The organism is Mesorhizobium sp. ArgA1 (assembly GCF_053714375.1).
Window position 1 is genome coordinate 378,170 of sequence record NZ_JBSKBQ010000001.1, and the last position, 12,171, is coordinate 390,340.

Here is a 12,171-nt window from a genome sequence, read left to right on the forward strand (position 1 = left end):
GGACTGGCGCGACGACGGTGACCAGACTCCATTAGGAATTCGCCCTAGGATGGCCCCCTCTCCGTCCGCTTCGCGGCCACCTCTCCCCCGCTTTGCGGGGGCGAGGAACCCAGGTTCTGTCAGCTCAAGCCGCGTAGCGGGCGGCCGGCTTGTCGGCATGCAGGCTGCCGTAGAAGGCCTGCCTTGCGCCGAGGAAGGTGTCAAGCTTGCCCGCATCGGCGAGCGCCGGCACGGTGACGGCTTCGCCCCTGGCGAGACCGACAAGCGCGGCATCGACCATATCGTCGGCGGTCATGATGATTTCCTTCGGCAGCTGGTCGATGTCGCTGCCGGCAAGCTCCCAGAAATCGGTGCGGGTCGCGCCCGGCAACACAGCCTGCACCTTCACATTGGTGCCGGCAACCTCGCGGTGCAGCCCCTCGGTGAAGTTGACGACATAGGCCTTGGTGCCGCTGTAGATGCCGCCGAACGATGTCTCATAGGCGAGCACGGAGGCGATGTTGACGATGGCGCCGCGGTTGTGCGCCAAAAGCCCCGGCAGCACGGCGCGGGTCAGGCGGGTCAAGGCGATGACATTGACCTTGATCATGCGCTCGGCCTCGTCGGCGTCGGCGGTCGCCACCACGGCTTGGCCGCCGATGCCGGCATTGTTGACCAGCAGCGTGACGCTATCGTCGGCTGCTATCGCCTGCTCTACGCGGCGCACATCATTGTCGTCGGCGAGATCGGCTGATATCACGCTGACCTTGCGCTTATAGGCATAACGCAGCTTTTCAGCCAATTCCTCGAGCCGGTCGGCGCGCCGCGCAACCAGCACCAGATCATAGCCCTGCCCTGCCAGCCGGTCGGCATAGACCGCGCCGATGCCTGCCGATGCGCCGGTGATGACTGCGGTTCCCTTGTTGTCCTGTCCACTCATTGTCGTGTTCCTTTTTTAGCTTTCCGGCGAGACTGGATGTCCCTCGCCGCCTGATTTCCAATTGGTGGCATATGCCACTATCTGGGAAGTAGGTATATGCCACTATCTTGTCAACGGTGGCGGCAGAAACTATTTCTGCGGCAGGCCGGCAGGCGCATTTGCCGGCGAGGAGTGGTGATGAACAAGACTGCGATGCCGGGATTCAGCCCTTGCAACAACGCCACGCTGCGGCGCGCCGCGCGCAAGCTCAGCCGCTTCTATGACGATGTGATCGCGCCTTCGGGCCTGAAGGGCACACAATTCGGCTTGCTGTACCAGATCCAAATCGGCGGCGAGCCGGCGATGGGTACGATTGCAGAAGAGATGGTCATGGATCTGTCGGCGCTCGGCCACACGCTGAAGCCATTGATCCGTGACGGCTATGTCGAAACCTTCGCCGACAAGGACGATCGCCGCATCAAGCGGGTGCGGCTGACAAGCCAGGGCCTCGCCAAGCTCGAGGAGGCGACGAAATTGTGGAGCATTGCCCAGCAGCGCTTCGAGGACATGGTCGGCGAGCAACGGGCGGCCGACCTGCGCGCCATGCTGGATGAAGTCGCCGCACTGGATTACGAAACGCCGCCGGCCACCCCTTCAAGCTGAAAGAGCGGCCGGCAATCAGGTATGGAAAAGCAATTCCAGGAAAAGTGTTGAGCGGTTTTCCCGGGAAAAGCGCGCAGCGCTTTCCCTTGGGAATTGCGTCAAACCAGCAAGTCTACTCCGCCGGCACGGCGACCGCCCGGCCGGCCCAGCGGCCGGCCAGCACCACGCCAAGCCCGATCAGCGGGAAGATTGCGGCGACCAGGCCGAGATCGGCCGGCACGCCGTAGCGCAGCACGGCTCCGCCGACCACCGCACCCAGCGCCACGCCGAGGTAGAGCGCCGAGGCGTTGAGCGACAGCACGATCGGTGCGGCGTCGGGCGCCAGCTTGATGATGCGACTGGCCTGCGCCGGCGGGAACGCCCAGCCGACCATGCCCCACGGCACCATCATGGCCATCAGCATCGGCCCGGCGAGATGCTGCGGCAGGAAGGTCGGCACCACCGAGAGCATGACCAGCATCACAGCACTCAGCGCCAGCGACCAGCCGACGGTGCGTGTCGCGCCGAACCGGTCGGCCGCCTGGCCGCCGGCGATGTTGCCGATGACGGCGCCGACGCCGAAGGCGAGCAGCATGCCGGGCAGCGCCAGCGGGCTCAGGCCGCCGCTCTGGATGGCCAGCGGTGCGATATAGGAAAACACGGAGAAGGCGCCGATCAGGGCGAGCGCCGTGGTCAAAAGGATCGGCATGACGCCGGGGCGCAGCGCCGCGGCCAGCCGCCGCTTGAGCGGCAGCCTGGTGCCGACAATGCCGCGCGGCAGCCGGTACCACAGGATGGCGCCGACCAGCGCGCCAAGTCCGGCGATGGCAAAGAACGTGCCGCGCCAGCCGGCAAAGGCGGCGACAAGCGCGCCGAGCGGCGCGCCGAGCGCAACCGCCACCGTGGTGCCGCCGACGACGACAGCAATGGCGCGGGCCCGGTGATGGTCATCGACCAGCGCCACCGCCGTGCCTTGCGCGGTTGCGGCAAACAGGCCGGACGACAGCGCCATGATGATGCGGGCAATCAGCAGCAGTTCGAAGGACGAGCTGACCGCTGCCGTAATATTACCAATGACGAAGAACACCAGCGTCCACAGGATGACCCGGCGCCGGTCCCATTCGCCGGTCAGCGTCGCCAGGATCGGCGTGCCAATCGCATAGGCGAGCGCGAAGGCGGTGATCAGCGTGCCGGCGAGCGGAATCGAAATGCCGGCGTCGCCGGCAATGTCAGGCAGCAGGCTGGAAATGACGAAGCCTTCGGTCGAGATCGTGAACGATCCGAGCGCAAGCCAGAGGAGGCGCTTGTCCATTGGGAGGTCCCTTAGTTCAAAAGTTATTGAACAATTGGATATAACAGGGCATGATGTCAATGAAGCCAGGTGAAAATAGCTGAAGCCTGCTGACAGCCTGTGTCAGGACAGCCGGTGAGCCTGGTCGCGAAACGGAGAAACACTGTGCATGCCCCGCAAAGGATGGACGCGTTGAAATCGCCACCGACTGTGCTTAGTTTCGGGCCATGACCTTGCCGCATCCCAATACAGACCAGATCAGCCTGCCGATCGTGCTCGCCGTGCTTGGCGACCCGACCAGGCTGGCCATCGTGCGCTATCTCGCCAGCAAGGAAGGCGTGGCGCTGAACTGCAGCCAGTTCCTCGACTTCGGCTCGAAGACCAATCTCAGCTATCACCTGGCCAAACTGCGCGAAGCCGGTGTCACACGCGCCGAAGTGGTCGGCACCAACCGGATGATCACGCTGCGCCGCACCGATCTCGACGCCCGCTTCCCCGGCCTGCTCGACAGCGTCATCGCCGCGGCCGGAGACGATCCTGCCCTTCCCGCGGTCGGTGGCCACGACATCGAAGTGCCGGCCTAACCGGTTTCGAAGTCAAGTTCCTAGCGCTGCCAAAAACCGATATGCGGGGCGAGAAGCTCCTCGTCCATCTCGGGGAAGGGACCGTGGACCTCGACCGGCTTCTGCCCGAAGCCGAGCACCGTGCGCGACGAGAGGCTCATCGTCGGATTCTCGGCATGGTCGCCAGTCAGCGCGAGAAGCTTGGTCTCCTCGTAGCCATAGACCAGCCGCCCGATATTGGCCCAGTAGAGCGTTCCTGTGCACATCGCACAGGGCTCGCCGGTTGTGACGAGCGTGCAGGACCACAGGAATTCCGGCGGATAGGCGTCCGCGGCACGCCGGGAGAGTTCGGTCTCGGCGTGGCGCACGGTGTTGATGTTGCCTTGCCGCATCAGGATGCGATCGTCGGGACCGACGAGTACACAGCCGAAAGGATGATGCCCGTGCGCGGCAGTCTCACGCGCGACGTCATTGGCGGCGCGGAGGTGGGCAACCATCTGGTCGCGGGTCATCGCCTGGTCCCTCCGAGGCTGTCTTGAGCGGATATTCCCCCCAGACGAACTCTGGACGGCGTGGACGCTAGCAGATGGAGCGCTTCGGCGATAGCCAAGGGCTCCCGGCTGTCGCGAACGATCTCAAGGGCTTGATAAAAGGCAGGAGCTTGATAACGAAGGCGGGCCGCAAGCCCCGACGGGCTGCACCAAGGAGCCCGCCGCATGCGCATTGCCGTTCTCGCCGACATCCATGGCAATGTGCTGGCGCTGGAAGCCGTGCTCGCCGATCTCAAGCGGCGCGGCGGTACTGATCTCACCATCAATCTCGGCGATTGCGTCTCCGGCCCGCTGTGGCCGCGCGAGACGTTCGAGCGGCTGGAAGCGCTCGACCTGCCGACCGTGCGCGGCAACCATGACCGCCGCGTCGCCGTTGATCCCGCCGACGACACGATGTGGGCCTCCGACCGCTACGCGCAGGAACGGCTGACGGGGGCGCAGCGCGAGGCCCTGTTCGCCCTGCCCTTCACGCTGGAGATCATTCCCGGCGTGGTCGCCTTCCATGCCCGGCCCGACCATGACGAGAAATATCTGCTCGACGCGATCGTCGATGGCCATCTGGTGCGCGCGCCGCTTGCAGCCATTCAGCGGCGGCTGAAGGGGCTCGACTGCCGCATCGTGCTGTGCGGACACAGCCACCGCGCGGAGCTGATCCGCATCCCCGGCGGCCCCGTTCTCTTCAATCCCGGCAGCGTCGGCTGCCCCGCCTATGACGATGACACGCCGCCGGCGCATGTTTCGGAGCAAGGCAGCCCGCATGCGCGCTACGGGATCGTCACCCTGGATGACGAAGGACCCGACCGTTTCGAGACCATCGCCGTCGACTACGACCACGAAGCGGCGGCCAGGCAGGCAGAACAGGCGGGACGGCCGGAATGGGCGCATGCGCTCAGAACCGGCTTCATGCCGAAACCCTCTTCGCAAGGCTCCGCTTGAACGGGACAGCCGTGCCTGCCTCCGCCCTCCCCGCACCAAAGATCGGACGCATTTTCGGACTTACATGGCGGCGCATCGTCCCTTATAAAACCGCCTCCGCATGCGGCTGAACATGCCGTGGCAAAGGTACAGAATATCAGTGCACGGCCAATGATGAGGCGCATCGTTACGCTCCGAACAAGTTTGCATGCGCTGATTGCCGCTCCGCTGCTGATGGCGGCATGGCTAGCCGTTGTCCCGGCCCACGCGGAAGATACGCCCTTCATCTCCATCGTTACGGGACTTGCCCCCGACGATCTGCTCAACATCCGCGCCGAGCCCTCGCCGATGGGCAAGACCGAGGCGCGGGTCGCTGCAGGTGCCAGCGTGCGCAACCTCGGCTGCAACGACATTGACGGACATCCCTGGTGCAAGATTGTTTCAGACAATCCCAGCGTCACCGGCTGGGCGCCGGCGCGCTATCTGGTGCCCCTCAATCCGGCGACGGTGCCCGACCAGGCGGCGGACGCCGTGGCCACCGAAACCGGTGCGACGCCCGATGCACCCGACCTGACCGCTCGGCTGGGTAGCGCGAGCCAGCCGGCCAGCCCCGAAACCATGCCGAAGTCCGCGGCGGAGATCGCCATGCAGGATGCCTATGGCCTAGCGCTGGCGGCGAATGAAACCCTGGAAATTCCCTGCGCCCGCTATGTCGGCCAACCGATGATGCAGTGCCAGATAAACGTCGCCCATACCGGCGGCGACAGCGCGGTGACCGTGACCTGGCCGGATGGCGGAACGCGCATCATCAGCTTTCACGACGGCCTGCCTGTCGGCTCGGACTCTCCCGACGAATTCCGCTTCACCCGCGAGGGCAGCTTGAACATGATCCGCATCGGCGCCTCAGAACGCTTCGAGATTATCGACGCCGTGGCGACCGGAGGTTAGCTTGAGCCTCGAACGCGGGCGGGACAGCGCCCCCCTCTGTCCTGCCGGACATCTCCCCCACATGGGGGGAGATCAGCAGTCTCACCGCCGGCGCCTCTTCTTCGATGTTGGAAAATTGGCGAAGGCGGTCGCGACATCCAATCTCCCCCCTCGTGGGGGAGATGTCCGGCAGGACAGAGGGGGGCGCGACGGAATGAGGCGCTTGTTGCTGAGAGCCCCACGATCCCTCATTTTCGGGGTTACATCTCCCAAAACTCTTCCCTATAAGGCCCTCCTAGCCTGATACCAGAATCGCAAGCACAACCGGCCGGGTCTTCCCGTCCCGGTTTTTCGTGCAAGCCGCTCGCCGAACGGAACTCACAACGATGCCAAGACGCACCGACATCAAGTCGATCCTGATCATCGGGGCCGGCCCCATCGTCATCGGCCAGGCCTGCGAGTTCGACTATTCCGGCACACAGGCCTGCAAGGCGCTGAAGGAAGAGGGGTTCCGCGTCATCCTGGTCAATTCCAACCCGGCCACCATTATGACCGACCCAGAACTGGCCGACGCCACCTATATCGAGCCGATCACGCCTGAAGTCGTCGCCAAGATCATCGCCAAGGAGCGGCCCGACGCGCTGCTGCCGACCATGGGCGGCCAGACCGCGCTCAACACCGCTTTGTCGCTGCGCCGCATGGGCGTGCTCGACCGCTACAATGTCGAGATGATCGGCGCCGACGCCACGGCAATCGACAAGGCCGAGGACCGCGCTTTGTTTCGCGAGGCGATGAAGAAGATCGGGCTCGAAACGCCGAAGTCGATGCTGGCCAACGCCACCGACGTCAAGAACACCGATCGCAAGATGCACGAGGCCGAACGCGCCGCTATGAAGGCCGAGGCGCCTGCCGATCTCGACGCTGCGCTCGATGCGCTGGAAACCCGCTGGAATCTCGGCGAAGGCGACCGCAAGCAGCGCTACATCAGCCACGGCATGGCGATCGCCGCCCAGGCGCTCGACCATGTCGGCCTGCCGGCCATCATCCGCCCGTCCTTCACCATGGGCGGCACCGGCGGCGGCATCGCCTACAACCGCGCCGAATTCTACGACATCGTCCAGTCCGGGCTCGATGCCTCGCCGACCACCGAAGTGCTGATCGAGGAAAGCGTGCTCGGCTGGAAGGAGTATGAGATGGAGGTCGTCCGCGACAAGGCGGACAATTGCATCATCGTCTGCTCGATCGAGAACATCGATCCGATGGGCGTGCACACGGGCGACTCGATCACCGTCGCTCCGGCGCTGACGCTGACCGACAAGGAATACCAGATGATGCGCAACGCTTCGATCGCGGTGCTGCGCGAGATCGGCGTCGAGACCGGCGGCTCCAACGTGCAGTTCGCCGTCAACCCGGCCGATGGCCGGCTGGTGGTGATCGAGATGAACCCGCGCGTCTCGCGCTCGTCCGCGCTGGCCTCCAAGGCGACCGGTTTCCCCATCGCCAAGATCGCGGCCAAGCTTGCCGTCGGCTATACGCTGGACGAGCTGGAGAACGACATCACCGGCGGCGCCACGCCCGCCTCCTTCGAGCCGAGCATCGACTATGTCGTAACGAAAATTCCGCGCTTCGCCTTCGAGAAATTCCCCGGCGCCGAGCCGGTGCTGACCACCGCCATGAAGTCGGTCGGCGAAGTCATGGCCATCGGCCGCACTTTCCAGGAGTCTTTGCAGAAGGCTTTGCGTGGACTGGAGACCGGCCTCACCGGTCTCGACGAGATCGAAATCCCCGGCCTTGGCCATGGCACTGCGCCCGCCAGCCACGTCGACGACCGCAACGCCATTCGCGCCGCCCTCGGCACGCCGACGCCCGACCGGCTGCGCATGGTGGCGCAGGCGATCCGCATGGGCACCTCGCTCGAAGACGTGCACGCCATGTGCAAGATCGACCCGTGGTTCCTCGAACAGATCGCCGGCATCCTCGCCATGGAAGCCCGCATCCGCGAGCACGGCATTCCGCAGGACGCCGTCAACCTGCGCATGCTGAAGGCGATGGGCTTCTCCGATGCCCGCCTCGCGTCGCTGACGAAGACCGACGCCGAAGTGATTCAGAAGACTCGCGAAAAGCTCGACGTTCATCCGGTTTATAAGCGCATCGACACCTGTGCCGCCGAGTTCGCCTCGCCCACCGCCTACATGTATTCGACCTACGAAGTGCCCTTCGCCGGCGCGCTCGCCAACGAGGCGCAGGTCTCGGCGCGCAAGAAGGTCGTCATCCTCGGCGGCGGTCCGAACCGCATCGGCCAGGGCATTGAGTTCGACTATTGCTGCTGCCATGCCGCCTTCGCCCTGCGCGACGCCGGCTATGAGGCGATCATGATCAACTGCAACCCGGAGACCGTCTCGACCGACTACGACACCTCCGACCGGCTCTATTTCGAGCCGCTGACGGCGGAGGATGTGCTGGAGATCCTGCGCGCCGAACAGGCCTCGGGCGAACTCGTCGGCGTCATCGTCCAGTTCGGCGGCCAGACGCCGCTGAAGCTGGCGGATGCGCTGGAGAAAGCCGGCATCCCAATCCTCGGCACGTCGCCCGACATGATCGATCTCGCCGAAGACCGCGACCGCTTCCAGAAGCTGCTGCACAAGCTGAACCTGACCCAGCCGAAGAACGGCATCGCCTACTCCGTCGAGCAGGCCCGCCTCGTCGCCGGCGAGCTCGGCTTCCCGCTTGTGGTGCGCCCGTCCTATGTGCTGGGCGGCCGCGCCATGCAGATCATCCACGACGAAGGCATGCTGCAGACCTATCTGCTCGACACCGTGCCCGGCCTGGTGCCGGAGGACATCAAGCAGAAATACCCCAACGACAAGACCGGCCAGATCAACACGCTGCTCGGCAAGAACCCGCTTTTGTTCGACACCTATCTCAGCGGCGCCATCGAGGTCGATGTCGACTGCCTCTGCGACGGCACGGCGACCTTCGTGTCGGGCATTCTCGAACACATCGAGGAAGCCGGCATCCATTCCGGCGACAGTGCCTGCTCGCTGCCGGTGCACGCGCTGCCTTCCGAGCTGGTCGACGAGCTGGAGCGCCAGACGGCGGCCCTTGCCCGCGCGCTCAATGTCGGCGGGCTGATGAACGTGCAGTACGCGATCAAGGACGGCACGGTCTATGTGCTGGAGGTCAACCCGCGCGCGTCGCGCACTGTGCCCTTCGTCGCCAAGACCATCGGCCGGCCAATTGCCAAGATCGCCGCCCGCATCATGGCCGGCGAAAAACTGGAAGACGCCTTCGCCCATTACGGCGCCATGCCCGATCCGCGCAATCCTGGCCACATCGCGGTCAAGGAAGCCGTCTTCCCCTTCGCCCGCTTCCCCGGCGTCGACATTCTGCTCGGGCCTGAAATGCGCTCGACCGGCGAGGTCATGGGCCTCGACCGCGATTTCGCGCTCGCCTTCGCCAAGAGCCAGTTAGGGGCGGGCGTCGACCTGCCGCGCTCCGGCACGCTGTTCGTCTCCGTGCGCGACGAGGACAAGAAAGGCATATTGCCCGCGGTCAAGCGCCTCGCCGACCAGGGCTTCAAGGTGCTGGCCACGTCAGGCACACAGCGCTTCCTCGCCGAAAACGGCGTCGTCGCCGAAAAGATCAACAAGGTGCTGGAGGGACGCCCCCACATCGAAGACGCCATCCGCAACCGCCAGGTCCAGATCGTCTTCAACACGACGGACGGCCAGAAGGCAGTGTCGGACTCGAAGTCGCTACGGCGGGCAACACTGATGCAGAAGGTGCCGTATTACACCACGCTGTCGGGTGCAGCAGCGGTGGCCGAGGCGATTGCGGCGCTGAAGGCGGGGAGCCTGGAGGTCAGACCGCTGCAGGAGTATTTTGCGTGAGAGATTAGCTCTCTTCTCCCCGTTCAACGGGGAGAAGGTGCCGGCAGGCGGATGAGGGGCAGCGTCAGCTCATAAGATTGGCCTATGCAGAGGCATAGGCCTCCCTATTTTGCCGGCTCCGTGATGAAATCGCCGTTGCTCTGCTTCTTCCAGACATACATGGCCGTGTCACGCTCGAGCCGATCCCCTTTGGCATCGAAAGCCAGGTCGCCCAGCACAGTTGGAATTGGCTGCCCGGACTTAATGGAAGCCGCTACAGCCCGCGGCGCTTGGGCCCCAGCCATTTCGATGCCTTTGGCTATCACCTGAACCGCAGCATAAGACTTCAGCGTGTAGGCTTCCGGCTCAAAGCCGTGCGAACGAAAGCTCGCAACGACACTCGCTGCGGCTGGATTGATTCGGTCCTCGAGCGAAAAGACAAACAGGACGCCCTCCACCGCCGGCCCTGCTATCGTCTTCAGATCGTCGATGAAAGTTCCATCGCCGGAGATAAACTGAACGTTCAACCCGGCATCCTTGGTCTGGCGAATAAGCTGGCCAAAATCATCCGCGAGACCGGCGAAGAAGAGAACCTCTATCTTCGCCGCCTTCATTTTGCTGATGAGGCCCCCGAAATCGCCTTGCCCCTGCTTGATCTTGGCAGCCAGCACCTCACGGTGCTTCTTTGCTCGCAGTGCCTTCCCGGCCTTGTTCGCCAAACCATCGCCATAGGGCGTACCATCGCTCACGATAGCGAGGTTCCGGCCTGGAAAATGATCCGCCATATATTCAGCTGCAAACGTCCCTTGAACATCGTCGCGCCCTGATGTCCGAACAACGTTCCAAAGCTTGAATTCGGTGAGCGCGGGATTTGTCGATGCCGGGCTGACCATCAACGTGTTGTTCTTGGCGTATACTCGCGAGGCGGGAATGGAGGTCCCTGAATTGTAGTGGCCGACAACGAAGCGAACTCTGTCTTCGGCCAGTTTTTTGGCAACGGCGATGGCGGTGGTTGGGTCAGCCTCATCGTCCAGGACGGTGAGCGCTATCTTGCATCCCCCTACGCCGCCTTTGGCATTGATGTCGTCTGTTGCGAGTTGAGCACCACGGCGCATTTGCTCGCCCATGAGCGCCAAATGTCCCGTCATGGGGCCGACCACCGCCATGCGAATATCCGAGCATTCTGCGGCCGCCAACTGCGGAGTTGCTAGCGTTGTCAGGGCCAATAGTCCGAGCGCCAGTATTGTGAATATCCGAGACACTGCAGCCCGCAATTCACGCATCCCCGCCCCCAAAAGTATTTGAAAAAAATAGTCCCGAGATTGGAGATCTAACACGCGCTTTCAGTAAATTGAAAGCCTCCGTTACTTCCTGACCGAGCGCTCCAACAACGCCCTCTTCACCCCACCGCCACGCACTCGATCTCGATATCAAACTCCATCGGCCAAGACGCCACCGGTACGAAGGTCCGCGACGGCGGGTTTTCGGGGAAATGCCTGGCGTAGACGCGATTGATGGCGTTGTAGAAGCCGGAATTGGCGGCGTAGATGCGCACCATCAGCACGTTTTCCAGCGAGCTTCCCGCCGCTTCGAGACAATGGCGCAACGCCTTCAGCGACGCGTCGGCCTGCACTTCGATGTCGCCCTTGACGAGTTTGCCGGTCGTGAGATCGAGCGGCGGCGTGCCGGAGACGAAGACCAGCCCGGCGCCCTTGGTCACCAGCGACAGCGGCACGCCCAGCGCACGCACCGCCGCCGACAACACCGGCACTTCGACGATTTCCTTGGTCATGACAATCCTTCCTTGTTTGCGGGCGAGCTTATCGCGGCACTGGGGGAACGCCAGCGGCGTTCTTTCCTTCTCCCCTTGTGGGAGAAGGAAAAAGGCTCACCCCTGCCCCGGATAAGGCGTGCCATCCTTGTGTAGAAACCGCCCATCTCGGCTCGGGCTCATCATGTCGATGTCGGAGCAGGTGATGACATCGTCGGGATTGCGCGAGCCGACCTCCAGGTAGCGCGCCGTAGTCGACGAGCGATTGACCATGTGATGGCCGTTGCCGCTGTTCTTCGCAAAGGTCGCGCAGTCGCCCGCCCTGAGCAGCGTCTCGCCGCCATCCTCGACCAGCACCAGTTCGCCTTCCAGCACATAGACGAGCTCGTCCTCATGGCTGTGCCAGTGGCGCTGGCTCGACCAGCTGCCGGGCGGCAAGGTCATCAGGTTGACGCCGAAATCGGTCAGGCCGCCGGCATCGCCGAGGCGGCGGCGCGTGCGGTCGGCGCAAGGTTGATCGAAAGGCGCGGGATAGCCGGAACCCTTGCGCACGGGCACTGCGGATAGGTCGATCTTGGGCATGGAACCCCTCCCTCGGATTGGAGCCGATATTCTTTACTGCCCCGGCAACAATGCCAACCGCTGCGGCGGCCTGATTGGGAACATCATCATGAACGTCGGCGCTGCCCCTCATCTGCCTGCCGGCATCTTCTCCCCGTAAACGGGGAGAAGGGGACGACCGCA

Annotated in this window: 11 protein-coding genes; 5 read left to right on the forward strand and 6 right to left on the reverse strand. The window is 63.9% G+C overall.

Annotated elements, in window-relative coordinates:
• Positions 1 to 124 precede the first annotated feature (124 nt).
• Positions 125 to 919: an SDR family NAD(P)-dependent oxidoreductase gene (locus tag ACWGTI_RS01700; RefSeq protein WP_454585517.1), complete on the reverse strand. Its 795-nt coding sequence runs from the start codon at positions 917 to 919 to the stop codon at positions 125 to 127.
• A 177-nt stretch (positions 920 to 1,096) separates the two neighbouring features.
• Here ACWGTI_RS01700 and ACWGTI_RS01705 point away from each other — a divergent pair, with 177 nt between their 5' ends.
• Positions 1,097 to 1,561, forward strand: a complete 465-nt coding sequence (locus tag ACWGTI_RS01705) for a MarR family winged helix-turn-helix transcriptional regulator (RefSeq protein WP_454585518.1) — start codon at positions 1,097 to 1,099, stop codon at positions 1,559 to 1,561.
• A gap of 112 nt (positions 1,562 to 1,673) precedes the next feature.
• On the opposite strand, the gene ACWGTI_RS01710 is transcribed toward ACWGTI_RS01705, so the two are convergent.
• Positions 1,674 to 2,852, reverse strand: a complete 1,179-nt coding sequence (locus ACWGTI_RS01710; protein WP_454585519.1) for an MFS transporter — start codon at positions 2,850 to 2,852, stop codon at positions 1,674 to 1,676.
• A gap of 206 nt (positions 2,853 to 3,058) precedes the next feature.
• Here ACWGTI_RS01710 and ACWGTI_RS01715 point away from each other — a divergent pair, with 206 nt between their 5' ends.
• Entirely contained in the window at positions 3,059 to 3,415 is a 357-nt protein-coding gene (locus ACWGTI_RS01715; RefSeq protein WP_454585520.1) for an ArsR/SmtB family transcription factor, read from the forward strand.
• A gap of 20 nt (positions 3,416 to 3,435) precedes the next feature.
• Here ACWGTI_RS01715 and ACWGTI_RS01720 read toward each other — a convergent pair whose 3' ends face one another.
• Positions 3,436 to 3,906 (reverse strand): nucleoside deaminase, encoded by a 471-nt coding sequence (locus ACWGTI_RS01720; protein WP_454585521.1) that lies wholly within the window; start codon positions 3,904 to 3,906, stop codon positions 3,436 to 3,438.
• 204 nt (positions 3,907 to 4,110) lie between these two features.
• Between ACWGTI_RS01720 and ACWGTI_RS01725 the strand changes: the two genes are divergently transcribed.
• From ACWGTI_RS01725 to carB, 3 genes are all read left to right on the forward strand, one after another.
• The gene (locus tag ACWGTI_RS01725; protein WP_454585522.1) at positions 4,111 to 4,881 is read left to right on the forward strand and encodes a metallophosphoesterase family protein; all 771 of its coding nucleotides are present in this window, start codon (positions 4,111 to 4,113) and stop codon (positions 4,879 to 4,881) included.
• Between the two features lie 150 nt (positions 4,882 to 5,031).
• Positions 5,032 to 5,808 (forward strand): SH3 domain-containing protein, encoded by a 777-nt coding sequence (locus ACWGTI_RS01730; RefSeq protein ID WP_454586462.1) that lies wholly within the window; start codon positions 5,032 to 5,034, stop codon positions 5,806 to 5,808.
• Positions 5,809 to 6,173: 365 nt separating this feature from the next.
• Positions 6,174 to 9,677, forward strand: a complete 3,504-nt coding sequence (carB, locus tag ACWGTI_RS01735; protein WP_454585523.1) for a carbamoyl-phosphate synthase large subunit — start codon at positions 6,174 to 6,176, stop codon at positions 9,675 to 9,677.
• A gap of 104 nt (positions 9,678 to 9,781) precedes the next feature.
• Here the strand turns inward: carB and ACWGTI_RS01740 are convergent, their stop codons facing one another.
• From ACWGTI_RS01740 to ACWGTI_RS01750, 3 genes are all read right to left on the reverse strand, one after another.
• Complete coding sequence (locus ACWGTI_RS01740) at positions 9,782 to 10,822, reverse strand: branched-chain amino acid ABC transporter substrate-binding protein (protein ID WP_454585524.1); 1,041 nt, start codon at positions 10,820 to 10,822, stop codon at positions 9,782 to 9,784.
• A 233-nt stretch (positions 10,823 to 11,055) separates the two neighbouring features.
• Positions 11,056 to 11,448 (reverse strand): RidA family protein, encoded by a 393-nt coding sequence (locus ACWGTI_RS01745; RefSeq protein WP_454585525.1) that lies wholly within the window; start codon positions 11,446 to 11,448, stop codon positions 11,056 to 11,058.
• Positions 11,449 to 11,544: 96 nt separating this feature from the next.
• A complete protein-coding gene (locus ACWGTI_RS01750) occupies positions 11,545 to 12,009 on the reverse strand; it encodes a cupin domain-containing protein (RefSeq protein WP_454585526.1) in 465 nt (154 codons plus the stop codon).
• Positions 12,010 to 12,171 lie beyond the last annotated feature (162 nt).

What these genes read in the sequence shown, in the direction of transcription:
- ACWGTI_RS01700 (WP_454585517.1), bottom strand. Translation starts at nt 919, where the DNA reads ATGAGTGGACAGGACAACAAGGGAACCGCAGTCATCACCGGCGCATCG.
- ACWGTI_RS01705 (WP_454585518.1), top strand. Translation starts at nt 1,097, where the DNA reads ATGAACAAGACTGCGATGCCGGGATTCAGCCCTTGCAACAACGCCACG.
- ACWGTI_RS01710 (WP_454585519.1), bottom strand. Translation starts at nt 2,852, where the DNA reads ATGGACAAGCGCCTCCTCTGGCTTGCGCTCGGATCGTTCACGATCTCG.
- ACWGTI_RS01715 (WP_454585520.1), top strand. Translation starts at nt 3,059, where the DNA reads ATGACCTTGCCGCATCCCAATACAGACCAGATCAGCCTGCCGATCGTG.
- ACWGTI_RS01720 (WP_454585521.1), bottom strand. Translation starts at nt 3,906, where the DNA reads ATGACCCGCGACCAGATGGTTGCCCACCTCCGCGCCGCCAATGACGTC.
- ACWGTI_RS01725 (WP_454585522.1), top strand. Translation starts at nt 4,111, where the DNA reads ATGCGCATTGCCGTTCTCGCCGACATCCATGGCAATGTGCTGGCGCTG.
- ACWGTI_RS01730 (WP_454586462.1), top strand. Translation starts at nt 5,032, where the DNA reads ATGATGAGGCGCATCGTTACGCTCCGAACAAGTTTGCATGCGCTGATT.
- carB (WP_454585523.1), top strand. Translation starts at nt 6,174, where the DNA reads ATGCCAAGACGCACCGACATCAAGTCGATCCTGATCATCGGGGCCGGC.
- ACWGTI_RS01740 (WP_454585524.1), bottom strand. Translation starts at nt 10,822, where the DNA reads ATGGCGGTGGTCGGCCCCATGACGGGACATTTGGCGCTCATGGGCGAG.
- ACWGTI_RS01745 (WP_454585525.1), bottom strand. Translation starts at nt 11,448, where the DNA reads ATGACCAAGGAAATCGTCGAAGTGCCGGTGTTGTCGGCGGCGGTGCGT.
- ACWGTI_RS01750 (WP_454585526.1), bottom strand. Translation starts at nt 12,009, where the DNA reads ATGCCCAAGATCGACCTATCCGCAGTGCCCGTGCGCAAGGGTTCCGGC.